The organism is Acetobacter ghanensis, assembly GCF_001499675.1.
In the GTDB taxonomy this organism is placed as follows: Bacteria; Pseudomonadota; Alphaproteobacteria; order Acetobacterales; family Acetobacteraceae; genus Acetobacter; species Acetobacter ghanensis.
The window spans coordinates 1,213,477-1,237,677 of sequence record NZ_LN609302.1; the positions used below are offsets into that span (position 1 = coordinate 1,213,477).

The following is a 24,201-nucleotide window of genomic DNA, read 5'->3' on the forward strand; positions in this document are numbered from 1 at the left end:
ATTGTATGGAGTAAATTAGGGTCTCATGCCTGATTGATCTTGTGGGTTTTGTGATGTTGAATTTAAAAATATCCTTTGTTTGAAAGGATATTTTTTGTTTCATGTTGCTGGGTGTTTTACTGGAAAAACTGGCTGTGTCATGCAATAAGCGCTTGGCAAGAACGCGTTGCTGGTGAGGAAATCAGGCTGTGGATAATTTTACGCAGCAGGCGGAAGACAGCCATTTGGGGTGGGGATGACACGTTTTGTAAAGCAACTCCTCGGCGCAGTGGCAGGCACGGTCATGCTGGTTGGCGGCGGTGTAGAAGTCTTCCGTTGGCAGGGGCAGCATTACCTGAACCAACTGGTCACGCATCCAACCGGTTTATGCCAGATTACGTATCAGGGTAGGCAGAACGCTGGTGGTGTGCTGGCTGCCGGTGTGGTGTTACAGGGTGTGCATGTGGCCTGTACGCCTTCCACGCATGAAGGGACTACGCCACATGCTATAGAATACGCGGCCAGTCATGTGGTGCTGGAGGTGGTGCCGTGGCACCCATTGCAGGTTCATATGCGGCTGGATGGCCCGCAGTCTCTCGCCGTTCCGTATGAGCAGGATGGCGTGGAAGACAGGCGTTTTCTGGTGCTTGAAGGTAGCCCGGTCGAGGTTTTCTGGCCAGCGCGCGCCATGCCCGCAGGGAGAGCCGCCTTTACGGCCTCGTTTGTCCATTTGCGCGGGTTAGGCGTGAGCCTGAAAAATATGCAGGGTGAATGGCTATGGAACACACAGGCTACGTTTCAGGCCAGTGTGCTCGGGCTTTCCCTGTCGGTCGAGCAGGTCACCATGCCCGCGTGGCCCCAACATCTGGAAAACGTCAAAGCAGCCTTCTCCATGCCCGGCCCTTATGAACGTCTGCGGGTGTTGGAACAGGAGGAAGAAAGTGGGCAGGCCATCTGGCCCGAACTGCTTGTGCAAAAGGCATCGGGGGACTGGAATGGCCTCAAACTGGGCATAACCGGGCATGTGCGTGGCGGCCACGCCACCCGTGTTACTGGGGACTTCTGGCTGACGGTCAAAGACTGGCGGCCCTTTGTCGAGCGTCTGCAACCCGATAAAATTCTTCCTCCCCTACAGGCGGCAGCCTTTAAATCCACACTGGAAGATATGATTGCTCGAGGAGACAGGGCGGGCGGCAAGCTCGTGCTTTCACTGTCCGCGCGCAACGGGGCCGTGTATCTGGGGGCTGTGCCACTGGAGACCATTCTGCCCGTCATGCGGCTGGTGCAGCCAGAGGAACAACCCGTCGCAGCCGTGGCGACCCAGTAGCCGGGCCGTCTAGAACACGTCTTTCTGTTTGCGCAGGGTAGCTAGGACATCGGCATTGGCTGCCCGCAGGAACGGGTTTGTCGCCCGTTCAAGCCCTAGTGTGGAGGGCACGGTTGGCAACCCCTTATCCCGCAGGGCACTTACCTCCTCCGCCCGTGTCCTAAGAGCCGGGTTTTCGGGGTCCACATGTGTCGCGAACAGACTGTTGGATAACGTATATTCGTGCCCGCAGCAGACAAGTGTCTGGTCTGGCAGGTCGCGCAGTCTGGCAAGGCTTACAAACATCTGCTGCGCTGTTCCTTCAAACAGGCGGCCACAGCCAAGGCTGAACAGCGTATCTCCACAGAACAGGGCGGGAGGCTGATCAAAATAATAGCTGATGTGCCCCAGCGTATGCCCCGGCATGGCTATGACCCGCCCAGTACTCTGGCCAAGCTTAACGCGGTCATTGTCATTGAGGGGGAGGTCCAGATGAGGCATACGGTGTTGCTCTGCCGCGGGGCCTGCAACCGCGGCATGGTAGCGGGTCCGCAGGGTTTCGGTGCCCCCTATATGGTCATGGTGGTGGTGGGTTAGAAGAATAAAATCCAGCCCGCTTCCTTCCTGCTCCAGTGTGCGTTCTATGGGGGCAGCCTCTCCGGGGTCCACAACTGCCGTTATGCCGGTGGATTCATCCCGCAGGAGCCACGCGTAATTATCGCTTAGCACCGGAATGGCGCGCACGGTCAGGGGCATGGCAGGTCTCCTGCTGTTCTGGGGTATGGCAGGTCATGGCTTTGGCCTGTAAACTTATGATAGGCATGAACCATGCAGGATGCCATGTCGCGCGAAGAAAGTTTTTACAGGACTCCGTCGGGCAAGGTGTGCGTAGGCCTGTTGGGCGAGCGCATGCGCTGGTTCTGGCCGGAGTTAAAAAATCTGGCCGTTCTGGGGTTGGGTGGGGCCACGCCTTACCTCCATGCCATTGGGGATGAGACAACACTGCGGATAGGCGCATGTTTTGCGCGATCGCAGGCAGATACGTCTTTTTTGCCGGGGCGTTGCTGTGTGGCGGACCCTGCCAGCCTGCCGTTTGAACCGCAGAAGTTTGATCGCATCGTGCTGGTGCACACCTTGCAGGGGCGAGAAAACCCCGTATCACTCCTGCGTGCCGCAGCGCGTGTTTTAAAAGATGATGGACGCCTGCTTATGGTCGTGCCCAGCCGTCTGGGTGGCCGGGCACGGTTACGCCGAACACCTTTTGCGCGGGATATGGCTTTTACCCGGCCCAAGTTACGGCAAGTTCTGGCTGCTGCCATGCTGCGGGCCGAGCAGTGGGATGAGGCCGTGTTTTTGCCCGTCAGTCAGGCCTGCCGCACGATACGGAGGGGAAGGCAGATGGATATAGCGGGCAAGGTGCTATGCCCCGGAGGCGGAAGTCTGATTCTGGTGGAGGCGGTGCCAGATATGTATTCCGCCCTGCCTTTGTCCGTGCAGCGTAAAAAGGGGTGGCTGTCCCGTATGGGCATGTCCACGGCAGGTACAGCAGCGACCTCCCGCTCGGGAAAAGCGCTTTAGCCAGCACCCAGCAGAGCTGAACAGATTGTATTCAGCCCGCGCTCATGGTGTTATCCGCCGGTTTTGTGTTCACTGTCTTGGGGCCGGGTTCCATTCTTCTCTCTTCTGTTCTTTGTGGTCTGTTGCTGGTGCTGGTTGCGCTGGGTGTTTTTGCCGTGGTGCCGGATCGTATCCTGCGCGGTGTGGCATTCTGGCGGGCCGAAGTGCTGGTCAGTTTGTGGGCCATGGCAGGAGTGCTGGCCCTGACCGGGGCATCCTTCCGGGTGGAAGGGGAGTTGGGGTGGTTCCCCGTGTTTGGGGCGGATGGTCCATCTTTGCCCATGCTAGCTATTCTGGCCTGCGTAGGTGCACTGGTTGGCCGGGGCCGCGCAGGTGTTGCCTGTGTGCTGGCCTGCTTGGGGGTGTTGGCTCTCTCGCCTCTGGTTTTTGGCCTGTTTACCGGTACGGCCCTTGTTCTGCTGGCAGGGCGGGGTAAGCGCGGGCTGTGCCTGCCATTTGCGGTGCTGCCCGCCTGTATCCCAGCAGATAGCACTTTGTCCGTTCCGTTGCTGGGGGTCATGGTTCTGCTTATTGGCTGGGCGGTGTCCGTTCAGCGTGGACCGCTTGCGGTTTTGCCCGCCTGCATTGGCCTGTTTCTGCTTGGGCGTCTGCTGGCGGAAGTGGGAGAACTGCCCCTGTTCCCGCAGGCCGTGCTGTTGCTGTGCGGTGGCGTGGTGGCGTGTGCGGGGCTGGTGCAGGCCATGCGTAGCCCGCAGGGTACGTCTCTGGTCGCCGGGTTGGCGGCCGGATGGTACGGTATGCTGGTCTTTGCACTGGTGCTTGCTCTTTCTTCCCCTCTGGGCGGGGCAGATACGTTCCGTACAACGGTCATTCTGGGTATGGGGGCACCGGTGGTGGCGCTGCTGGGTGCGCTCTGGCTGGCCCGACGGTGGGAGCAGGAAGAGGGCGCTGGGCTGCACGCCCTTTCTGCCAGATGGTTAGCGGGCGTTGTGCTGGCGCAGTGTTCTGCTTTGCCGCCCTGTGGTGGCTTTTCGGTTTTATGGGCCGCGCTGGCAGGCGGGAATTATTCGGTCGAGGCCACGCAGCCTGTCATGGCTCTGCTTGCAGTTGTGCTGGTGGTGTTCTTTGTCGGTCTGGGTGTGGTGTTCAGTGCTGGGCTGTTACGTGCGGCCGTGCTGTTTCTGCCTGCTTCTGGTGGGGGAGGTGAAGCAACGCCGGCTATGGTTCTGCCTCTGTGGGTCTGCGCCGTGCTTGCGAGCGTGCTGGCTTTTTTGCCCGGTATCTGGCTGTTTGTCGCGGATCATCTGGTGGTGGGGCCGCCGTTACCGCCGACGACATGGCATGATGTAACAACCGTGCATTTTGTTGGGCACGTTGCCCGGTTGACGCCGCTTCTGGTTCTGCTGGGTGTTGCGCTGGCGCTGCTGGGGGTTGGCCTTTTGGTCCGGCTGTTTGGATTTGCGCCGTTTGCACCTCCTACCCGTACGGTTGCTGTGTGGCGGCAGGGTGCGCCTGTATGGAGCGGGGCCGAGACCAGCACCGAGGATGACGGTCTGCCGTTATGGTCTGCATGGAGCAATCTGTTTTCCACACCCGTGGTAGCTACGGTTTTGCGCAGGCCAGAGCGCGGCGGGGCTTTGCTGCGCAGGGGAACTGTTTTGTGGCGATATGCGCGCAGGTGTCTGTTTGTAAGCGTTGGCTGGTGCGAAGCGCAGGGCATGGTGCTTATTCTGGTTCTTATGGGGGTCGGTCTGCTTGCGGGACTGTTTGTGGGTAAATGACGCATTTTCTCACATGGAGTTGGATCCTTGCTTATCTGCCACTCATTGCGCTGCAAACGCTGGCTATGGTGTTTGCAGCGCCGTGGTTAAGCGGCTTGGTTGGGCGGGTGGCAGGGCGCCTGTCTGGCGTTTCGTCCTTTCCAGTTATGGGACGCTGGCAGGATATATGGCACCAGTTCCGTCGCCCGCGCCTGCGGTCGGAAGGGGGGCATTAGGGGGCGTTGCGTGTGCAGGCGCACTTGTGCTGGCTGTGCTAGGGTGTGCGCTGGTTCCCGCCTTTACGCTGGCTGTTCCGGGTTTTCCCGCACCGGGGTTGCTGCTGATCTGCTGTGTGCTGGTCATGGCGTTGGTGTTCCTGCACGTTCCTCTTTTGCTGAACGGAGGGCTGGGGGCGGAGCAGGGAGCACGTGGCGTGCTGGGTATTCTGCTGTTGCTGCCTGCGCTGGTGCCGGTGTTTTTGCTCGCCGGTGCGCGTGATTTTTCAGATTTTCTGGCTGTAGTGCATGGGCTTTCTCCCGTAACGGATGGAGCCCCTTTTGTGCTGGCTGGTGTGGCCCTGTTTTTGGTGCCTGCACTGGCATGGCCTGCACAGGACAGCAAGGTGGCAGCTTTGGCTGGGCCGAAACGCGCCATGTGGCTGTGGGCTGCAGATTGTGTGCAGATTGCATGGGTTATACTGGCGCTGGATATGGCATGGCCCGGTAGCCTTGCTCTGCCAGATGAAGGCGGCATTGAGCCGTGGTTGACCCAGTGCATGGCCGGGTTTGTCTTTTGGGGCGGTAAACTGCTGTTGGCCGCTGTTCTGCTGGCGTTGGTCAGGCTAGTGGTGTTGCCCCCCTTGCGGCTGCTGCGTGTTCAGTTGGTCAGCATTTTTTTGCTCGGAGTGCTTGCCTTGCAGGTTACATGGTCCGTCCACCCCCTTCAGGCGGGGTTGGATGATGGCAGCGTGTCGGCGGCAATGCCCTTGGGGTCACAGGTTTCCACTACGGGAATGGAGGAGGTGCAATGACCCTTGTTGCCATTCTGGTACCGTTGGTGGCGCTTTGCGTTGTTGCGCGTGGGGTGGGGTTTTTGCTGTTGACTGGCATTGTTACGGCACTTGCCATGCTGGTGGATGGTCTGACCCCTCTACAGGAGGCCGGGGCCGGTCTGGCATTGCTGTTTGCCGTGGTGCCGCCCGTGTTTTTAATGCGCTACCAGCATGATGGGGCGCATGAGCGGAGTGGTGTTGCCGTCCCATTTTTTGCGCTTGGGTTAATGGTTCTGCTCCTGCTGGCATGTGAGCGTGCGGGGAGTACGGTTTTTCCGGCCGGGTTGTGTGCCATGGTGGCAGGGCTGGTGGCTGTTGTGTGCCGCCAGAGCATGGTGTGGCAATGGGCTGGACTACTGACCTGTATAGAGGGCGTTCTGCTATCTGCCGTATTGGGGCGGCAGCCGGTGGTGCTGGGTGTTACAGCGTTGGCCGGGGTTGTGGTTCTGCTGCTTGGCGGAATGTGTATTCACCGGATTATGCCGCGGGTCGTAGCCGTACGGGCAGCAGGGCAGCGTGGCAGACGGGCAGGCCCGATTGATGGGGGAACAGACGCATGAGTGCGGGCACGGAAGTGGCCGTCTTTTTGGCCGCTCTTGCGTTTGTATGGCCTTTTGTGGGGGCTGTTGTGGTTGCGGTCCTGCCTGCTCTACGGAGCCGGGACGTTGCAATATGGATGGCAGGCATTGGTTGCCTGCTCTCGGTCGTGGTGTTCATGTTTCCCACATTAGGGGGAAATGCCAGTGGTTGGGATGATGACCCGGTGCAAAGGGCTGGCAGGGTCATGCTGGCATTTGGCCTGCTGTTGCTGGTATTGGAAAACGGTATTCTGCCAGACCGCCTGCTGCGTAGTCTGCCCCATGTGTGTACGGCACTGGCGGGCCTTGCCTGCGTTGCGCCCGAACCGGCTGTGGGGTTGGGTATTCTGGAACTGGCGCTGGCTTGGGGCGTGTTTGTATTTACGCGCCCTGCCGGACAGGCCAAGACTGGCTGGGGATTAATCCGCACGGGCTCGGTGGGCACAGTGCTTGTGCTCTCTGGCCTGCTGTTGCCTCAGGGAAGCGTTGTTTCTGGCCTGATGATGGCCTGCGGCCTTGTCATTCTGACCGGGCTGGCCCCGTTTGGTCAGTTCTGGCGGGATGAACAGGACAGTTTTCTGTTTCTGCCTTTTGCCGGGGCCTCCATTCTGCTGGCCATGCGTTTACGCGGGCATGGCGGTATGGCGTTTGAGATGGCTCTGGTGGCTGCCGGGCTTGTCTCGGTCTGGTTAACGGCCTGCGCGGGCCGCTCGCGCGATAGGCAGAGACTTTTCCGTACGTTTCCATCCGCTCTGGCGCTTATGGCGGTTGGGGTGGAAGCGGATGTTGCAGCTCTTCTCTTTTTGTGTGGTTGGTGCCTTGCCGGAGGGAACCGGAGCGGCCGGGGCTGGGCGGTTAATGTTCTGGCCTGTTTTCCGCCCGGTGCACCATTTGTGGGCTGCCTGCTCCTGCTGTCGGTTATGACCGACTGGTCATGGCTGGTTGCGGTGCTGACTGTGTGTGGAATTCTGGCTGCGGTGCTGCGTGCCGTGCCAGACCGGGAGGCCGCACGCCTGTTCTGGCCGGAGGACATGGCGGGCAGAGTGGCGTGTTCCGTCTTGACGGTCATGGGCTTTCTGGTGCCGCTGGCCATGATGCTGGGAGCGTTCTGATGGATGTTGTGTCCCTTATCTGCGCGGGCGAACAGACATCTACCCAATGGCGCTTTCGGCTGGATGAACTGGCATGGCGCGATATGGTGGATATGCTCCGCCAAGATGACCTGCCTTTTGTCGGCCTGTGGTGCGATGGGGCGGATGTCCATGCCCTGTTTCTGCCCGATGGGCAGCCTCTGGCCGCAACGTTAGGGCTTGAGGGGGGGCGTTATCCCGCTCTTTCTCCCGCGCGGGCTGTATCCAGCCTGTATGAGCGGGCGATTTATGACCTGTATGGCGCAGAGGCCATGTGGGCGGTTGATGTGCGGTCCCTGCTTGACCACGATGTCTGGTCGGCTTCTGCGCCCCTTTCGGCAGCGCCGGGGGCGGCAGGGCAGCACAAAGGTCTCATCACCTTTCAACCATCCGACGCCATGCAGGCGGCACAGGGACGGGTGGAAAGTATAGGCCCGGCAACAGGGAGCAGGGTTCCGCCTTTTTATACGCGGCTTGTTCTGTCCAACGGTCTTGTGGCCTGTGCGGAAACACAAACAGGCTATGCCCACCGGGGCATTGCCGCACGTGCACGCAACGCAAGGGTCGAAGATGTTTGCCGCCTGACAAGCCGTGTTGCCGCAGGCAGTTCTGTAGCGCATCAGGTCGCCTTCTGTCAGGCAGTCGAGAATGCGTGCGGTGAAAATGTGGGGACTGAGGTCTCGCTGCTCCGGGTAGCCCTGCTGGAGATGGAGCGGTTGTTCCACCATTTGTACAGGCTGGCAGATCTGGCGCGGCTGGCCGGGGCGCATCTGGTCGCATCGCACTGTATGGCGCTGCGTGAAAAACTGGTGGTGGAAGCGGCTCCAGTCACCGGCTCGCGGTTGCTTATGGATGTTTGCGTACCCGGTGGCGTATCCGTGCGGGAGGCAACCCAGATGGGTGACCTGTGCGCTCGGCTGTACGAGCTTGGTCAGCAGGCTTATCCACAACTGGTCTTGCTATGGCGGGAATACCCGGGGCTGGCCGCGTTATTGGGCGGCATAGGGCGTGTGCAGGCTGATGAACTGGAACGCGTAGGGCTGGATGGCCCGGCAGCCCGTGCTGCGGGGTGGGATTGTGATGGCCGACGCATTATTCCGGCTTATGAAGGGCTATGGCGTTACACGTCGGGCAGAACAGGTGGCACGGCGGAAGACCGTGCTTTGCTCCTGCTGGACGAAGTGGAAGAAAGCCTGCGGATGCTTGATCTGGCCTCTGCCCGTATTGGGCTAACTGCTGGTGGAACGGTGCCCTTGTCCATGCAGGATGGAGAAGGGGTGGGTTTGGTGGAAGGGCCGTGGGGTGGCGTGCTGTACTGGGTCCGCCTTGCGCATGGGCGTGTGGCCGAAGCCTTCTGCCGTAGGCCCGAAATCTCCGCCCTGCTGATGTTTGAGCAGACTCTGAACAACCATGCGGCGGAAGATGCGGCTCTGCTGGCCTGTTCTCTCGGCATGAATGCCGCAGCGTTGGACGGCTAAGGGGCTGGGATGAACAGGTATAAGGCAGGACGGCTGATATGGGGTTGATCCGCGCGGTCATGAATACGGTGTTCTGGAAAGAACGGCAGAAACGCAAACCACTTGGTCCGCGCTGGCCTTTGCTGCTTTTTCATGTGGACACAGGCGGCTGCGGTGGTTGCGGTATGGAACTACAGGCCATGACCAGCCTGCCTTACGATATGCAAGGGGCTGGCTTTGGGTTTGTCACCTCTCCCCGTGCAGCAGATGTGCTGCTGGTAACAGGCCCTCTTACACGCACCATGGCGCCGGTCTTGCAGGCGGCATGGGAGGCCATGCCAAACCCCAAAGGGATTATCAGCATAGGTGCCTGTGCGCTGGATGGTGGCGTGTTTAGCGAAAATTATGCCGTCATGGGGGGGCTGGAGCGCCGGGTATCTGTCGATCTGGCCATTACAGGTTGCCCCCCTAGCCCGCAGGAAATCCTGAACGGCCTGTGTTCCTTATTAGGAAGTGCAGCGCACGGCGGACAAAAGGAAACGCCCTCAAGGGGATGAGGGCGTTTCGATGTCTTCTTTCTGGAGGTCTTCAGCGGCTCTTTTCAGCTTGAGAAAGCTGCGCCGGCTAAGTGGCAGCAGAACCATGTAAATAATCCCGGCCGCTGCCAGTGCCGCCCAAGGGTCAGCAACCAGAATAACGGCATAGATGCCGGTTCCCAGCATAAGGGGCAGAACAAACTGGGCTGGCACCTTGAAGTTCTTGAACGACCACACTGGCAGGGTGGAAACAAGAAGCAGAGCCGTGCTGGTGAGCGTAAAGTCCGGCAGCCACGGCAGGCGGGTCAGGCGGTATAACCAGTCTATACCCAGCTTTTGCGCTTCAAGTCCCAGGAAGAGAGGGAAAAGTGCCAGACCTGCTCCAGCAGGCGCAGGTACGCCGGTAAAAAAGTTGCTGGCATATTTGGGTTTAAGCTCCTCCCCATCCAGATTGGCGTTAAAGCGGGCCAACCGGAGCGCCATGCAAACTGTAAACAGCAGGCAGGGCAGAAAAGCGTAGCGATTGCTGTCCTTAATGGCCCAGAAATACAGAAGGAATGACGGGGCAACGCCAAAGCACAAAAAGTCGGACAGGCTGTCAAATTCCGCGCCAAAACGCGTAGCGCCGCGCAACATGCGGGCAATACGCCCATCCAGCCCATCAATAAAAGCGGAAATAAGCAGCGCAGCCGCAGCAGCCTGAAAGCGCCCTTCAATGGCAAAGCGCATACCGGTCAGGCCTGCGCACAGCCCCAACATTGTCAGAATATTGGGGATTAGCCGGTTAAAGGAAGGACCACGGCTTTTGTTGCGCACCCGCCGCTTGCGGCGGCGACGGTGCTGGGGGTCCTTGGGTTCGGTCAGAACTGTCGGGGGGGATGTTGGTGCGGGAAGTGTCACGGTCTTGATCAGAGACGCGCCATGACGGTTTCACCGCCCACCATGGTCTGGCCAACAGCCACCAGCGGTTCAACGCCCGGTGGCAGGTACAGGTCGGTTCTGGAGCCAAAGCGGATCAGGCCAAAACGTTCACCGGCTTCCACTTTGGTTCCTTCATCAACAGAGCAGACGATCCGGCGCGCAACCAGCCCGGCAATCTGCACCACCGCCAGCATCCGGCCATCTGGCAGGGTCAGGCTGAGAGCGTTGCGTTCATTCTGTTCAGACGCCTTGTCCAGGCTGGCATTCAGGAACAGACCGGGGTGGTAGGCAATACGGGTGACCGTGCCTGCGGCGGGCATACGGTTAACGTGCACGTCCAGCACGGACAGGAACGTTGCAATCCGCCACACCGGAGTTTCATCCATTCCCAGTTCCTTGGGAGGTGCAATTTTTTCTATGGAGACAATGTGTCCGTCAGCCGGGGCAACCGCCACATCGTTGCGGGCAGGAGTGACGCGTTCCGGGTCGCGGAAAAAATAAAGACAGAAGCCAAAAAAAGCCAAGCTTGCATGGCCAAGCAGGCGCAGTTTTGGGCAGCGCAGCTTGCGGCCAAGCAGGTAGCTGACGGCGGAAGCCGCGCCAGATGCCAGCAGAAAGGGCCGGGCCTCCGGATGGGGGCGTGCTACGACAAGTTTAAGAGATGCAAGTAAAGACATAACGCAATCCTTACGCCAAAGGCCGACCAAGGGGAAGCGGCAGAACGGGAACACGCGCTCCTATTCTGCCCTTCGTTATCAGAGCGTCTGTGTCAGACTATCTCTTTAAGCACATCACGCACGGCGGCAAATGCAGCATCGGCTGCCTGCCCATCGGGGCCGCCAGCCTGAGCCATGTCGCGGCGGCCACCGCCACCTTTGCCACCCATGGCCACACTGGCCGCCTTGACCAATGCTACGGCATCCACCTTTTCGGTCAGGGTTGGGGCAACTGCTGCCACAACGCTCCCTTTGCCATCCACGCAGGAGATCAGCACGACCACATCGGCCTCACCCTGTTTAAGAATGGTTTCCGCCAGTCCTTTTAATTCACGCGCGGGGGTTTCACCCACATTGCGTGTGGCCAGACGGGCTGCGCCTACTTTTTCCACCCCTGCTGCGGCAACACTGCCTGTGGCCATCTGGCGTTGCAGGTTGGCAATCTGGCGTTCCATGGCGCGCCGTTCTTCCAGCAACGTTGCCAGACGTTCGGGCGCTTCGGCCACGCTAACCTTCATCATGCTGGCAATCTGGGCCAGCCTCTGCTCGTTTGTTGCCGTCAGGGCTTCAGCGGCCTTGCCTGCCACGGCCTCAATACGGCGCACCCCGGCGGAAACACCGTTTTCGGCCACAATGCGGAACTGGCCAATATCCCCCGTGCGGTTCACGTGTGTGCCCCCGCAGAGTTCCATGGACCATGCGCCTTTGCCATCCTCGGCAGGCCCCATGGCAACAACGCGGACTTCATCGCCATATTTTTCGCCGAACAGGGCTGTTGCCCCTTCAGCAATCGCTTCCTCCGGTGTCATCGACCGGGTGGTTACGGCGGCATTCTGGCGGATGCGGTGGTTTACCTCGGCTTCAATATCGGCCAGTTCTTCCGCCGTAATGGGGCGCGGCTGGCTGACGTCAAACCGCAGGCGGTCGGGTGTGTTCAGGCTGCCCTTCTGTGCGACATGCGCACCCAGTCGGCGGCGCATGGCCTCATGCAGCAGGTGCGTGGCGGAATGGTGCGCCCGTATGGCCGAGCGGCGGTCATGGTCCACTGTGGCTGTAACAGCCATGCCGGGTTTGACCGTGCCTTCGGTCACTGTGCCGTAATGCACAATCAGGTCCCCAGCTTTTTTCTGGGTATCACTAATCGCGATTTTCAGCCCTTTGGCGGTCAGAAAACCCGTATCTCCGGCCTGTCCACCGCTTTCGCCATAGAAGGGGGTCTGGTTCAGCAGAATGGCAACTTCCTGCCCGACGGTCGCTTCTGGCAGAAAAGCATTGCCTGCAATAACAGCCTGCACCTCACCATCGGCCTGCTCGGTTGAATAACCAAGGAACTCGGAGGCACCGAACTTGTCCCGGGCTTCAAACCAAACGGTTTCTACCGCGGTATCGCCCGAGCCGGTCCATGCTGCGCGGGCACGCTGGCGTTGGATGGTCATGGCTTCTTCAAAGCCAGTGACATCCACATCGTGGCCACTGCCGCGCAGGGCGTCCTGCGTTAGATCCAGCGGGAAGCCAAACGTGTCGTACAGACGGAAGGCCACATCGCCGGGAAGTGGCGCGCCAGAAGCCAGTTTGCTTTTTTCGTCCTCCAGCAGGTGGAGGCCACGGTCGAGCATGGCTTTGAAGCGTTCTTCTTCACCACGCATGGTTTCACGGATCAGCGCTTCGCCGTGAACCAGTTCTGGGTAAGCTGTGCCCATCTGCTGGATAAGGGCGGGAAGCAGTTTGTAAAAAACGGGGTCTTTGGTGCCCATCATGTGCAGGTGGCGCATGGCGCGGCGCATAATCCGGCGCAGGACGTAACCACGACCATCTTTGGCGGGCAGAACGCCATCGGCAATCAGGAAGGCGGTGGAGCGCAGGTGGTCAGCCACAACGCGGTGGCTGGCCTTGAACGGTCCATCCACGGCCTGATGGGTAAGCTCCGACGATGCATTGATGAGCGATACAAACGTGTCTGTATCGTAGTTGTCACGCTTGCCCTGCATAATGGCGGCAAAACGTTCCAGACCCATACCCGTATCAATGGACGGGCGCGGCAGGGGAGAGCGGGTGCCCGGCGGGTCTTCGAAATACTGCATGAACACGAGGTTCCAGATTTCGACAAACCGATCCCCGTCTTCATCTGGGGAGCCGGGAGGGCCACCGGGGACATCCGGTCCGTGGTCATAAAAAATTTCGGAGCATGGACCGCAGGGGCCGGTATCACCCATCCGCCAGAAGTTGTCGGAGGTGGGAATACGGATAATGCGGCTGTCATCCAGCCCGGCTATGGAGCGCCACAGGCTGGCGGCGTCCTCATCCTCGGCATAAACGGTAACAAGCAGCTTGTCTTTGGGCAGGCCAAAGCCTTTGGTAATCAGGTTCCACGCCAGTTCAATGGCCTGCGGCTTGAAATAATCCCCAAAGGAGAAATTCCCCATCATTTCAAAGAATGTATGGTGCCGGGCTGTATAGCCTACGTTGTCCAGATCGTTATGCTTGCCCCCAGCGCGTACAACTTTCTGTGCCGTTGTGGCGCGTGAGTAAGGGCGTGTTTCCTGCCCTGTAAACACGTTTTTGAACTGGACCATCCCTGCGTTTGTAAACAGCAGGGTTGGGTCGTTGCTTGGCACAAGCGACGACGAGGGAACGATCTGATGGCCCTTGCTGGCAAAATAGTCCAGAAAAGCGGTACGGATTTCATTTGTTGTCAGCATGGCGTGAGGCAGCAAAGTCCTGAAACTGGTTGGGCGCGCAACACCACCCCGCAAAGCGGAAAACGATGCCCACGGCCGGGTGAAACGCGCAGTATTCTCTTAACCTGAAGCCAAATGTAGCGCACCCCGCGTTTCTCTGAAAGAGGGCAGGATTAAGGCTCCGTATTGCGTGTGTGGTCTGTGGAGGGGATTTCCACAGTCATCTCCGCCAGTTCCAGTGCAGAGGTGGGTGGTTTTTCGCGAAAAACCATTTTTTGGCTGAGGTTGAAATTGGCTAGCGCCCCAGCCACGCAGCCCGCAGCGAGGGCCAGAACCGGGTAGTGGACACAGAGCGGAAAAGCGTAAAACAGGGTGTAAACCACACCACGGTTCAGAAAGAACCCCAGACTGTTGGCGGAGAGGAATCGTAACCATTGCAGGATTGGATGGTCATGGTGCCCCACGCCCCTGAATGTCCATAAACGGTTTAGAATCCATGTGAAGGTAGCGGCAACAAAGTAGGAAACCAGCGTAGCAGCACTTAGCCCGAGCACAGAGCGTAGGCCGTAAACCGTTCCCGTATCACATAAAAAACCAAAACCGCCGACAATGCCAAATTTTAAAAAGCGGCGTAGATGCTGGAGGAGTGTTGGTGGGGGTGTGGAGCACATATGCTGCACAATTCAGAAAAAAAGCGGCAGGGCAAGGGCGAAAAAGAGAGGTGCCCGAAGACACCTCCTTTTCTGCACCGTTGCTGTTCCGCGCACTTAGTGGAGAATGATTTCCACACGGCGGTTCTGCGGTTCGCGAGTGTTGGGGCCGGTTGGCACAAGCGGGTGGGCCTCGCCATATCCATGAATATCGATGGCAGAGGCCGGAACACCATCATGGACCAGTTCAGCCTTCACACTTTCAGCACGGCGTAGAGACAGCCCCAGATTGTATTTTTCGCCACGTGGGCCGGGGTGTGCAGCGGAGTTGTCGGTATAACCGTTAACCTCGATACGGGTGGTCTGCACATGGGTGGAGGCCTGAGCCGCCTGAGCCACAATCTGGCGTGCGCGTGCGCTTAGGACCGATTTGTCCCAGTCAAAAAAACACGAGGTAGGAACGCGCGGGCAGCGGAGCCGGCGCAGCCACAACAGGTGCGGGCGGTGGCGGAGGAGGGGCTGTGTCAAACGCATAGCGCAAACCCAGAATGAACTGATGGTTGAAGCGGTGGTCAAAACCCACATGCCCAGCATATTGCTGGCCCCCACCATTGGCTGTGTAATGGTAAGCACCATCCATAAAGGAACCCGGCTGGCCGATCATGCGGTATTCTGTGGTGACCTGAAAACCGGGAATGCCCGTGTCATAAGCAGCACCGACAATGCCTTGGTAGGCAAAGCCTCCGTTTGTGCCTGTAATGCGGCGCGATCCTTCATTGTTGGCATATACGGTCGTAACCGGGTTGTAATGCTGCCACAGGTAGCCAGCACCTACACCGACAAAGGGTGTAATTGGCGCGTCAATTCCAAACTGCTTCAGGTCAATGTCATACAGAACATTGATAAACCCACCATAAGACTGGTCTGAGCCATGCGTGCGACCGGGCGCGCTGCTCCCCGGATTATGGTCAATGTTGGAATAGTTATAAACGCCTTCTATTTCAGTGCGCAGGCCATTGCCAAAACCCCAGCCAAATGCACCAAAGCCAGTAAAACCGGTGTTGTGACGGAGCTGGGACGAGGTGCCGCCCGGTGGTGTTGCTCCCGGTGCAGCGGCAAAGTGCGCATGTTGGTTTTGAACCAGATTGTAGCCACCAGCTATGTTGACATACGGGCCTGTAATTGTGGTTGCAAATGCGGCCGCTGGAGCCGCCACGGTCAATGTCGTTGCAAGTAACGCCGAGCGGAAACGCATTGTAAGGTCCTCAACATTTCATCTGTTAGACTTGCCCGCCAACCGTTTGGCCTGCGCAGGGTTAGTCAGATGGCTAATACGAGGATGCATGGCTGGGGGTTTCAGAACGCGGGCCGTTGGCTATGCGTAAGGGAAGTATAGTGATGTATTTGCAACAATACGATGGAGGCGCTTGGTAAGGCCTGAAGGCCGAATGTGATGGAATGAGTTTTTATTTGGTTAAGTCAGGAAATACTTAACTTAGGGTGAGGCATCGCGGGATGTTTCTGAAAAAATCTTGAGAAAACAACCGCATCTAATTTTGGGTGTGGGGTTTTGCACGCCATATCCCGCAGGGAATTAAGTGACGTGAATGCCCTTTTCTTGGAAGCATTGTAATAAAGCGAAGGAAATAGTGGGGTAAAGTTCCCTCGGGAAATAACAAAATATGCGCAGCGGGAAATTAAGCTGCAAGGCATAAAAAAAGAGGTGCCCGAAGGCACCTCCCTTTTTTTGTTCCGAAGTAACCCGGAGCAGACCGATTAGTGGAGGATGATTTCCACGCGGCGGTTCTGCGGTTCGCGGGTGTTCGGGCCGGTCGGGACCAGCGGGTGAGCTTCACCGTAACCATGGATGTCGATGGCAGCAGCCGGAACACCGTCATGGATCAGTTCAGCCTTCACGCTTTCAGCACGATGCAGGGACAGGCCCAGATTGTACTTTTCGCCGCGCGGGCCGGGGTGTGCTGCGGAGTTATCGGTGTAACCGTTAACTTCGATGCGGGTCGTCTGAACGTGGGTGGAAGCCTGAGCAGCTTCAGCCACGATCTGGCGTGCACGTGCGCTCAGGACAGATTTGTCCCAATCGAAGAACACGAGGTAGGAACGTGCTGGCAGCGGAGCCGGAGCAGCAACGATCGGAGCAGCCGGCGGCGGGGGCGGCGGAGCCGTGTCGAACGCATAACGCAGGCCAACCATGAACAGGTGGTTGAAGCGATGGTCAACACTAGTTTCGTTGGTCGGTACGCTGGCGTCCGTGAACTGACCGTTACGGAAGGAGCCCGGCTGACCGATCATGCGGTACTGAGCGGTAACCTGGAAGCCAGGAATGCCCGTATCGAATGCTGCACCGACGATGGCCTGGTAAGCAAAGCCACCTTTTGTGCCACGGTAACCAGCAGCGGTTTCACCACCACCAGTGAAGCTGTGATGTTCCTGCGTCCACAGGTAACCAGCACCGGCACCAATGAACGGCGTAACCGGAACATTGTTGATGCCGAACTTCGTCAGGTCGAAGTCATACAGCACGTTGACGAAACCGCCGTAGGAAGAATCCTTACCACGGTTGCGGACGCCATCACCAAAGGAGCCGCTCAGGTTGGAACGCAGGTAGGTGCCTTCCACTTCAGCGCGCAGGCCGTTGCCGAAGCCCCAACCGAAGGAGCCGTAACCGGTCCAGCCGCTTTTGTGACCAACTTTGCCGGAATAAACATTGTCCGGAGCAGCTTTGGTTTTGAACGTCTGGGTCTGGGTCAGGTCGTAGCCGCCGCCAAGGTCGACATACGGGCCGGTAATGGTGGTGGCGGATGCGGCCGCCGGAGCCGCTGCCATCAGTGTTGTTGCGAGTAACGCCGTGCGGAGACGCATTTTTTGCCCTCAATATTTCATCTAGGTGATTCTGTTCTACCAACTACTGGCGAACAAAGCCACCCGATGCACCAAAATTCGTATCGAGCGATTGCTGTCCCCGAACTGGGTAAGCGAACCGCTCATACTCTTGTCGACTAAAAGACACAGCAGTGCTTTCGTTGCAACAGATCATTTCGCAGCATGAATATGAATTTGTTGCATGTGCCATGCTGCGGTTTTCGCCCATTGTGTCCAATAGCTCTGCAATAGCAGATGTGAGCCCTGCTCTCGCGCCAGAATAAGGCGGAATTGAGGCTAAGTTGCAAAAATGCAACTTGCCCGCAATAAAATTACAAACCCCAGATTTCAGGCCTGTGCACCGTCCTCAATGAGAATTTCCCTTACAGTATCGGCCGGTACATCCTGCGTTGTGAATGCTCGGCCGATTCCGTGGACAAGAACAAAAGATAGCCGCCCGTCCTGCATTTTTTTGTCACGCTGCATGTGAGCCATCAGATCGTCCACGCGGAAAGTCTGGGAAAGGTCGCGAATATGCGCAGGCATATTCAGATTCTCCAGATGCCGGGTTACGCGGAGTTGATCTTCTGCCGGGCAAAGACCAAGCCGGACGGAAAGAACAAAGGCCAAGTGTAACCCAATAGACACAGCTTCGCCGTGTAGCAGGCGGCCATCGTAACCCAGCTCTGCTTCCAGTGCGTGGCCAAAGGTGTGGCCGAGGTTGAGTAAGGCCCGGCCATTACTCTTCTGTTCCTCACGCTCATCCCCCGCCACAACGCGGGCCTTGAACGCGCAGGCCTGCCGGACGGCTTCGGCTAGTGCTTCAGGCTCCTGTTCCAGAACAGCGGCGCCGTGTTTTTCGCACCACTCAAACAGAGCGGGGTCGCCAATCAGGCCAGATTTAACAATTTCCGCATATCCTGCGACCAGTTCGCGCCGGGGGAGCGTGCTGAGGGTGGTGACATCCGCCAGCACACACAGAGGTTGGTGGAAGGCCCCAAGTAGGTTTTTGCCCCAGCGCGTGTTGATGCCGGTTTTGCCGCCGACCGAAGAATCGACCTGCGAGAGCAAGGTGGTGGGAATTTGTACAAAGGGCAGGCCGCGCAGGGTGGTGGCCGCCACAAATCCGGCAAGGTCACCTACTACGCCACCGCCGAGGGCAATAATGGTTGTCCGCCGCTCCACGCCCTGTTCCAGAATCGTGTCTGTTAGAGTCTGGTAAACTGTCAGGCATTTACTCTGTTCGCCGGGTTCTACGCGCAGGCTGCGGGTGCGTACGCCCGTTTCGTGCAGCGAATCCTCCAGCTTTTGCAGGTAAAGCGGCGCTACATTGTTATCAGTGATGATGATAACGTTTTTCTGCGGCAGAACAGGGGCCAGTAGCGCACCCGCCCGGCTGATCAGATCCGTGCCGATCACCACATCGTAGGCGGCGCGGGCCAGAGAGACAGGTAAGCGCAGCGGACGGCGGGACAGGGCAAGGGCTTCCATAACGCGAGTTGTGGTGTGTTCCACGTTGTTCTCTCCACAATCGACAATAATCTCGGCTTCGGCGTAGATCGGGTGGCGAATGGTCATCAGCCTGTCCAGCACATCCCTTGGCGATGCGGTGTTGAGCAGGGGGCGGTGCGTACGCCCGGCAACACGGCGGAGAAGGACAGGGAGCGGGCAGCGCAACCAGACCGAAACAGCCTGCCTGCGCACCAGCGCCCGCGTCTGGGAATCCATGAACGCACCCCCACCGGTGGCCAGCACCATGGGGGGGCCTTCCAGCAGGCGGCGAATCACACGGCGTTCACCGTCACGGAACGCGCTTTCGCCATAAAGTTGGAAAACATCGGCTATGGAGCAGCCAGCAGCCCGTTCAATCTCGACATCGGCATCAACAAAAGGCAGGCCGAGTCTGGCGGCAAGGTGGCGGCCAACGGTTGTTTTGCCAGCACCCATAAGGCCAACCAGCACAATGCTGCGCCCAGACGTCATGCCGTTATGGGAGTGGTTGCGGACAATCCGCTCCAGATCAAGCGGGATGGGTGGCGGGTCCGCGGTTTGGGGGAGGGGGAGGAGATACGTGATGACATGAGGCCTAGCTTAACATAGAGCAGAAAGAACACACCTATATCTGTTGTTAGGGGAGCCAACCCGTATGAGCCGTATGGTTCTGATCGTTTTTGCCGTTGTTGTTCTTGGTGCGCTGGGAGGTTTTGCCGCTCTGGGGCTGACCGGCCACCCTCCTGTGCAGCAGGCGGTGCACCATGACCTGCCATTTGCGGCAGATACGGCGGTTACGGCCCCTTCTGTTGCGGTGCCACCCCCACCTGCGGCCCCGGTGGTCACACCGGTTGTGCCTATGGCACCTGCGCAGCCCACTATTTCTCCCACGGCACCGGCTCCTGCACATCCGTAAGATAGTGGAACCGGGGCGTGGAACTTTTTCTGGAGATGCAGGCTGCTGAACGTGCAGCAGCCCCAAACACTCTAGCGGCCTATCAGGCAGACCTCGACTCCTGTGCCCAGAGTTTGCAGCGTGTGGGGCAGACTTTGCACACCGCTACAACCGATGGTTTGCGCAACTGGCTGGCGGATCTGTCGGCTCAGGGGCAGTCGCGCCGGACGGTTGCGCGCCGTCTGTCGTGCATAAGGCAATATTACCTGTTTCTGTTGCGGGAAGGGATGCGGACGGACAATCCGGCAGAGCATCTCGATTCTCCACGCGCTGAGCAGGCTTTGCCGCGTTTTTTGTCCGAATCGGAAGTTCTGGCGTTGTTGGATGCCTGCGCGGAGCCGGAGGGTGCCTCTGCTGCCAAAAAACATCGTGCACTTGTCGCACGGGCGGCATTGGAGCTGCTGTATGCGTCCGGTCTGCGCATTTCCGAACTGCTGGCTCTGCCCCGGCAGGCTCTGGCAGGAGACCAGCGGATGTTGAGCGTGCGCGGTAAAGGGGGGCGGGAGCGGCTTGTTCCCCTGTCCGACAGTGCGCGTCAGGCGGCGCAGGCGCTTGTGCAGGCCGATAGCGGTTTGAACAGCCCTTATCTTTTTCCCGGGCGAGACCCCTCTCGCGCCATGACTCGTCAGGCGTTTGACCGGATCCTGCATGATGTGGGGCTTAAGGCGGGGCTGGACCCGGCTCGTTTGTCTCCCCACGTGCTCCGCCATTCCTTTGCGACCCACCTGCTGACGCATGGGGCGGACCTGCGGGCGCTACAAATGTTGCTGGGACATGCGGACATCGCCACTACCCAGATTTATACGCATGTGCAGACCGAGCGGCTGAAGCAGGTTGTGGCGCAACACCACCCTCTGGCAGCCAGTCAAGGGGACGGTTCGGGCGTCTGAGAGCTAAAAAGCACACTCCGAACACATTTGGATGCACGAAGTGACTTGGCTTTAAGCGCCATTGTGCTATCGGCTTTGCTCATGCGTCAGTTCCTGGATTTTGAAAAGCCCGTCGCCGAACTTGAGAACAAGATCGACGAACTGCGGCAGATGACCGACCCCGAAGGGGTCAACATTGAAGAAGAAACGGCCCGCCTTTCTGAAAAGGCGGAAAAGCACCTGCGCACGATCTACGCCAAGCTTACGCCATGGCAGAAAGTGCAGGTGGCCCGTCATGCCCAGCGTCCGCATACGCAGGACTATATTGGTCGGCTCATAACGGATTTTACGCCGTTGGCAGGTGACCGGCTGTTTGGTGATGACAAGGCCATTATTGGTGGTATTGGCCGTTTTGACGGTATGCCCGTTGTTGTGATCGGGACCGAGCGTGGCTCGGACCTTGAAACACGGCTGCAGCATAACTTTGGCATGGCCCGGCCAGAAGGCTACCGCAAAGCCCAGCGGCTGATGAAGATGGCTGGCCAGTTCAAGCTGCCGATTCTCACCTTTATCGACACCGCAGGCGCATGGCCGGGGATTGATGCCGAGCAGCGTGGGCAGGCCGAGGCCATTGCCCGCTCTATTGCCACCTGTTTTGACGCACCCGTTCCGCTGGTTGCCACCGTTATTGGCGAAGGTGGGTCAGGTGGGGCTGTGGCTCTGGGCGCGGGTGACCGGGTGCTCATGCTCGAGCACGCTATTTATTCCGTTATTTCGCCCGAAGCCTGTGCGTCCATTCTGTGGCGTGACCCCAAACAGGCCAGCACAGCGGCGGAAACTCTCCGTCTGACGGCGCAGGATCTTAAGCGTCTGGGGCTGATCGACCAGATTATTCCCGAGCCTGTGGGTGGCGCACAGCGTGACCCGGCTGCTGCAATGGACGCTGTGGGTGGCGCACTGGCGGCAACCCTCAAGGAACTGCTGCCTCTGACGCCAGAACAGTTGAAGGAACTGCGGCGCGAGAAGTTTCTGGCAATGGGGCGCGAAGCCCTGCACTGACCGCCCATAACAGGGACACGGCCAGTGTTTGGCGGGCAGTGATGACAGACTGACCGGAATCAGACGGGCGGTTCACCTTCCACGGGTGAGCCGCCTTTTTCTTTTAACAGGTCATGAATAGCCTGAGCCGCCTCGTTAACGTGCTGAACATCCTGCCCCTTGGCAACAAGCGCTACGCCGTGGCGACCGTCCTCGCGGTGGAAGGGGTAGGAGCCAAGGTCGAGGTCTGGAAAGCGGTCCTGAATGGCCTCCAGCCCATCGGCCAGTGCCCCCTCATAGAGCGATGTGGTGTGCCATGTGCGCGAAAAAACGGGCGCCCCTTTTTGTAATGTTGGGGCCAGTTCCTCAAACATGGCGCGCATAATGCGTGGCACCCCTGCCAGCACATGCACGTTGCCTATGGTAAAGCCCGGCGCAATGGATACGGGGTTGGCAATGGGGGTTGCCCCTTTTGGCAGTTTGGCCATGCGCTGGCGGGCCGGGTTAAAGTTTTCCCGCCCAAAGCGGTCTTCCAGCAGGGTAAATGTGGGCGGATGAATTTCCCACGGTACGCCAAAGGCTTCGGCCACGCAGGGGGATGTGATGTCATCATGCGTGGGGCCAATACCGCCGGTCGTAAACACTTCATCAAAGCGGGCCCGCAGTTCTGTGACCGTGTTGACGATGGTCTCTCGGATATCGGGAATAACGCGGATTTCAACCAGCGGAATCCCCAGTTCTCCCAGTCGGAGTGCTAAAAACTGGATGTTGTCGTCCCGTGTGCGGCCAGAAAGGATTTCGTTACCAATAAGGATGAGTGCGGAGGTGCGGCGCATGACTCGGGTTTGACCTTTTGTTATGGGCGTCTTGAATGGGAAGGAGGATGGAGCGGAGTGTTTGCGGGGTCAATGGTGGTAAAAATTACACTCCAAAGGGTGCCCTGCGCGTTTTTGCATTGACCGGGTGCCACGCAATTCATAGCTTCCCGCGCATGTCAGATAGCCAAACAGCACCCGCTTCCGATCTTCCGCGCGCGTGGCCTTTTGAAGAGGCACGCAAACTGGCCGATCATGTTGCAACTCGTAGCAGCAACGGCGCCGATGAGCGTCCGGCTCTGCTGGAAACCGGGTATGGTCCCTCGGGCCTGCCCCATATTGGCACCTTTGGTGAGGTGGCCCGTACATCATGGGTGCGTCAGGCCTACACGGCGCTGACTGGCCGCCCCTCGCGCCTGCTGGCTTTTTCGGATGATATGGACGCGCTGCGCAAGGTGCCGGACAATGTGCCCCAGCGCGACATGCTGCAAAAGTATATTGGGCAGCCCCTCTCCCGCGTGCCGGACCCATTTGGTACCCACGAGTCGTTTGCTGCGCATAACAACGCCAGACTGTGCGCTTTTCTCGACAGTTTTGGGTTTGAATACGAATTTGCCTCGTCCACCCAGTATTATACCTCCGGGCGGTTTGATGCCGCACTTAGGCGCGTGCTGGAAGTGCATGACGAGATTCTGGCGGTTATTCTGCCAACTCTGGGGCCAGACCGCCGGGCAACGTATTCCCCGGTCCTACCGCTGCACCCGCATACGGGTGAAGTCATGCAGGTTAAAATGGACGCCATTGATGCCGCAGCCGGTACCGTACGCTGGACCGACCCTGCAACGGGTGAGGTGTTTGAAACACCGGTAACCGGTGGCCATGCCAAAATGCAGTGGAAGGCCGACTGGGCCATGCGTTGGTATGCGCTGGGCGTTGATTACGAAATGTCGGGCAAGGACCTGATCGACAGTGTGCGTTTGTCTGGCCGGATTTGCAAAATTCTGGGCGGCACCCCGCCAGCAGGTCTGACATACGAGCTGTTTTTGGATGAGCAGGGGCAGAAAATCTCCAAGTCCAAGGGCAATGGTCTTTCGGTTGAGGAGTGGCTGCGTTACGCCCCGCCCGAAAGTCTGGGCCAGTTCATGTTCAACCAGCCCCAACGCGCCAAGCGGCTCTATTTTGATGTGATCCCCAAAACGGCGGATGACTATCTGACCCACGCGGACAAGGCGCGTGCGTTGCAGGCAGAAAACCCGACGGGGAATGACCTGCGGGCAAACCCCGCGTGGTTTATTCACAAAGGGACCGTGCCCGCTAACGCAGGTAGCCCCGTGCCGTTTGGGATGCTGCTCAATCTGGCCAGTGTGGCCAATGCGGACACGCCAGAAGTGCTGTGGGGCTTTATCCGCCGGTACGATGCTGCCGTCTCGCCCGAAACGCACCCCATGCTGGCCAATCTGGTCAAACATGCCATTGCCTATTACGCGGACTTCGTCCGTCCGGCCAAAACCTTCCGTGCCCCGACGGACAAAGAGCGCGCGGCACTGGTGGATCTGGCGGAAACCCTGCGGGGTTTTGAAGGCGAGCCTGCCGATGCTTCAGCTTTGCAGAATCTTGTCTTTGAAATTGGCAAGAGACATGCGTTTGAACCGCTGAGAAGCTGGTTTGGCTGCCTGTACGAGGTCCTGCTTGGGCAAAAAGAGGGGCCACGTTTTGGTGGGTTTGTCGCGCTGTACGGTGTGCCCGAAACCATTGCCCTTATTGATGCCGCCCTCCTGCGGGAAGCGCAGGCTTAAGCAGGGGCTGGTAGCAG

General features: G+C 58.8%; 20 protein-coding genes and 2 pseudogenes. 13 read left to right on the top strand and 9 right to left on the bottom strand.

Annotated elements, in window-relative coordinates; translation table 11 throughout:
* Positions 1–235: 235 nt before the first annotated feature.
* Positions 236–1,306, top strand: a complete 1,071-nt coding sequence (locus AGA_RS05870) for a DUF2125 domain-containing protein (RefSeq protein WP_059023454.1) — start codon at positions 236–238, stop codon at positions 1,304–1,306.
* Between the two features lie 9 nt (positions 1,307–1,315).
* On the opposite strand, the gene gloB is transcribed toward AGA_RS05870, so the two are convergent.
* A complete protein-coding gene (gloB, locus tag AGA_RS05875) occupies positions 1,316–2,041 on the bottom strand; it encodes a hydroxyacylglutathione hydrolase (RefSeq protein WP_059023455.1) in 726 nt (241 codons plus the stop codon).
* Positions 2,042–2,113: 72 nt separating this feature from the next.
* Between gloB and AGA_RS05880 the strand changes: the two genes are divergently transcribed.
* The 8 genes from AGA_RS05880 to AGA_RS05915 are packed head-to-tail and all read left to right on the top strand — an operon-like array spanning position 2,114 to position 9,396.
* A complete protein-coding gene (locus tag AGA_RS05880; protein ID WP_059023456.1) occupies positions 2,114–2,863 on the top strand; it encodes a class I SAM-dependent methyltransferase in 750 nt (249 codons plus the stop codon).
* Between the two features lie 44 nt (positions 2,864–2,907).
* Positions 2,908–4,644: a hypothetical protein gene (locus AGA_RS05885; RefSeq protein WP_059023457.1), complete on the top strand. Its 1,737-nt coding sequence runs from the start codon at positions 2,908–2,910 to the stop codon at positions 4,642–4,644.
* A complete protein-coding gene (locus AGA_RS05890; protein WP_059023458.1) occupies positions 4,641–4,859 on the top strand; it encodes a hypothetical protein in 219 nt (72 codons plus the stop codon). The genes AGA_RS05885 and AGA_RS05890 overlap by 4 nt, the downstream gene beginning before the upstream one ends.
* The gene (locus tag AGA_RS05895; RefSeq protein WP_157065312.1) at positions 4,811–5,653 is read left to right on the top strand and encodes a hypothetical protein; all 843 of its coding nucleotides are present in this window, start codon (positions 4,811–4,813) and stop codon (positions 5,651–5,653) included. Before AGA_RS05890 ends, AGA_RS05895 begins: the two co-directional genes overlap by 49 nt.
* Positions 5,650–6,234, top strand: a complete 585-nt coding sequence (locus AGA_RS05900; RefSeq protein ID WP_059023460.1) for a hypothetical protein — start codon at positions 5,650–5,652, stop codon at positions 6,232–6,234. The genes AGA_RS05895 and AGA_RS05900 overlap by 4 nt, the downstream gene beginning before the upstream one ends.
* A complete protein-coding gene (locus AGA_RS05905) occupies positions 6,231–7,364 on the top strand; it encodes a hypothetical protein (protein WP_059023461.1) in 1,134 nt (377 codons plus the stop codon). Before AGA_RS05900 ends, AGA_RS05905 begins: the two co-directional genes overlap by 4 nt.
* On the top strand, positions 7,301–8,860 hold the full coding sequence (locus AGA_RS05910; RefSeq protein ID WP_231946069.1) for an NADH-quinone oxidoreductase subunit D-related protein: 1,560 nt from the start codon (positions 7,301–7,303) through the stop codon (positions 8,858–8,860). Before AGA_RS05905 ends, AGA_RS05910 begins: the two co-directional genes overlap by 64 nt.
* A 38-nt stretch (positions 8,861–8,898) precedes the next feature.
* The gene (locus tag AGA_RS05915; RefSeq protein ID WP_059023463.1) at positions 8,899–9,396 is read left to right on the top strand and encodes an NADH-quinone oxidoreductase subunit B family protein; all 498 of its coding nucleotides are present in this window, start codon (positions 8,899–8,901) and stop codon (positions 9,394–9,396) included.
* Here AGA_RS05915 and AGA_RS05920 read toward each other — a convergent pair.
* The 7 genes and pseudogenes from AGA_RS05920 to aroB all read right to left on the bottom strand — a co-directional run bounded on the left by AGA_RS05920 (position 9,385) and on the right by aroB (position 19,301).
* Positions 9,385–10,275 carry a CDP-alcohol phosphatidyltransferase family protein gene (locus AGA_RS05920; RefSeq protein ID WP_083503563.1) on the bottom strand — a complete coding sequence of 297 codons (891 nt, stop codon included), beginning with the start codon at positions 10,273–10,275 and terminating at the stop codon, positions 9,385–9,387. The genes AGA_RS05915 and AGA_RS05920 overlap by 12 nt on opposite strands.
* 8 nt (positions 10,276–10,283) lie before the next feature.
* Entirely contained in the window at positions 10,284–10,973 is a 690-nt protein-coding gene (locus AGA_RS05925; protein ID WP_059023464.1) for a phosphatidylserine decarboxylase, read from the bottom strand.
* 92 nt (positions 10,974–11,065) lie between these two features.
* Complete coding sequence (gene alaS, locus AGA_RS05930) at positions 11,066–13,711, bottom strand: alanine--tRNA ligase (RefSeq protein WP_059023465.1); 2,646 nt, start codon at positions 13,709–13,711, stop codon at positions 11,066–11,068.
* 152 nt (positions 13,712–13,863) lie between these two features.
* The gene (locus AGA_RS05935) at positions 13,864–14,361 is read right to left on the bottom strand and encodes a GtrA family protein (RefSeq protein WP_059023466.1); all 498 of its coding nucleotides are present in this window, start codon (positions 14,359–14,361) and stop codon (positions 13,864–13,866) included.
* A gap of 96 nt (positions 14,362–14,457) precedes the next feature.
* A pseudogene (locus AGA_RS05940) lies at positions 14,458–15,595 on the bottom strand (OmpA family protein).
* Positions 15,596–16,116: 521 nt separating this feature from the next.
* Positions 16,117–17,220, bottom strand: coding sequence for an OmpA family protein (locus AGA_RS05945; RefSeq protein WP_059023467.1), 1,104 nt, complete (start codon positions 17,218–17,220; stop codon positions 16,117–16,119).
* A gap of 348 nt (positions 17,221–17,568) precedes the next feature.
* A pseudogene (gene aroB / locus AGA_RS05950) lies at positions 17,569–19,301 on the bottom strand (3-dehydroquinate synthase).
* A 65-nt stretch (positions 19,302–19,366) separates the two neighbouring features.
* Here aroB and AGA_RS05955 point away from each other — a divergent pair.
* From AGA_RS05955 to AGA_RS05965, 3 genes are all read left to right on the top strand, one after another.
* The gene (locus AGA_RS05955) at positions 19,367–19,627 is read left to right on the top strand and encodes a hypothetical protein (protein ID WP_059023468.1); all 261 of its coding nucleotides are present in this window, start codon (positions 19,367–19,369) and stop codon (positions 19,625–19,627) included.
* A gap of 17 nt (positions 19,628–19,644) precedes the next feature.
* On the top strand, positions 19,645–20,556 hold the full coding sequence (locus AGA_RS05960; protein WP_264811420.1) for a site-specific tyrosine recombinase XerD: 912 nt from the start codon (positions 19,645–19,647) through the stop codon (positions 20,554–20,556).
* Positions 20,557–20,637: 81 nt separating this feature from the next.
* Complete coding sequence (locus AGA_RS05965) at positions 20,638–21,594, top strand: acetyl-CoA carboxylase carboxyltransferase subunit alpha (RefSeq protein WP_059024691.1); 957 nt, start codon at positions 20,638–20,640, stop codon at positions 21,592–21,594.
* Positions 21,595–21,653: 59 nt separating this feature from the next.
* On the opposite strand, the gene AGA_RS05970 is transcribed toward AGA_RS05965, so the two are convergent.
* Positions 21,654–22,409, bottom strand: a complete 756-nt coding sequence (locus AGA_RS05970; protein WP_059023469.1) for a competence/damage-inducible protein A — start codon at positions 22,407–22,409, stop codon at positions 21,654–21,656.
* 155 nt (positions 22,410–22,564) lie between these two features.
* Here AGA_RS05970 and AGA_RS05975 point away from each other — a divergent pair, with 155 nt between their 5' ends.
* Positions 22,565–24,184: a lysine--tRNA ligase gene (locus AGA_RS05975; protein WP_059024692.1), complete on the top strand. Its 1,620-nt coding sequence runs from the start codon at positions 22,565–22,567 to the stop codon at positions 24,182–24,184.
* Positions 24,185–24,201 lie beyond the last annotated feature (17 nt).

Excerpts from the sequence above, each read along its gene's own strand:
- AGA_RS05935 (WP_059023466.1), bottom strand. The coding sequence starts at position 14,361 with ATGTGCTCCACACCCCCACCAACACTCCTCCAGCATCTACGCCGCTTT.
- AGA_RS05890 (WP_059023458.1), top strand. The coding sequence starts at position 4,641 with ATGACGCATTTTCTCACATGGAGTTGGATCCTTGCTTATCTGCCACTC.
- AGA_RS05955 (WP_059023468.1), top strand. The coding sequence starts at position 19,367 with ATGAGCCGTATGGTTCTGATCGTTTTTGCCGTTGTTGTTCTTGGTGCG.
- AGA_RS05895 (WP_157065312.1), top strand. The coding sequence starts at position 4,811 with ATGGCACCAGTTCCGTCGCCCGCGCCTGCGGTCGGAAGGGGGGCATTA.
- AGA_RS05975 (WP_059024692.1), top strand. The coding sequence starts at position 22,565 with ATGTCAGATAGCCAAACAGCACCCGCTTCCGATCTTCCGCGCGCGTGG.
- AGA_RS05915 (WP_059023463.1), top strand. The coding sequence starts at position 8,899 with ATGGGGTTGATCCGCGCGGTCATGAATACGGTGTTCTGGAAAGAACGG.
- AGA_RS05880 (WP_059023456.1), top strand. The coding sequence starts at position 2,114 with ATGCAGGATGCCATGTCGCGCGAAGAAAGTTTTTACAGGACTCCGTCG.
- AGA_RS05900 (WP_059023460.1), top strand. The coding sequence starts at position 5,650 with ATGACCCTTGTTGCCATTCTGGTACCGTTGGTGGCGCTTTGCGTTGTT.
- AGA_RS05970 (WP_059023469.1), bottom strand. The coding sequence starts at position 22,409 with ATGCGCCGCACCTCCGCACTCATCCTTATTGGTAACGAAATCCTTTCT.
- AGA_RS05965 (WP_059024691.1), top strand. The coding sequence starts at position 20,638 with ATGCGTCAGTTCCTGGATTTTGAAAAGCCCGTCGCCGAACTTGAGAAC.
- AGA_RS05870 (WP_059023454.1), top strand. The coding sequence starts at position 236 with ATGACACGTTTTGTAAAGCAACTCCTCGGCGCAGTGGCAGGCACGGTC.
- AGA_RS05945 (WP_059023467.1), bottom strand. The coding sequence starts at position 17,220 with ATGCGTCTCCGCACGGCGTTACTCGCAACAACACTGATGGCAGCGGCT.
- AGA_RS05885 (WP_059023457.1), top strand. The coding sequence starts at position 2,908 with ATGGTGTTATCCGCCGGTTTTGTGTTCACTGTCTTGGGGCCGGGTTCC.
- alaS (WP_059023465.1), bottom strand. The coding sequence starts at position 13,711 with ATGCTGACAACAAATGAAATCCGTACCGCTTTTCTGGACTATTTTGCC.
- AGA_RS05925 (WP_059023464.1), bottom strand. The coding sequence starts at position 10,973 with ATGTCTTTACTTGCATCTCTTAAACTTGTCGTAGCACGCCCCCATCCG.
- gloB (WP_059023455.1), bottom strand. The coding sequence starts at position 2,041 with ATGCCCCTGACCGTGCGCGCCATTCCGGTGCTAAGCGATAATTACGCG.
- AGA_RS05905 (WP_059023461.1), top strand. The coding sequence starts at position 6,231 with ATGAGTGCGGGCACGGAAGTGGCCGTCTTTTTGGCCGCTCTTGCGTTT.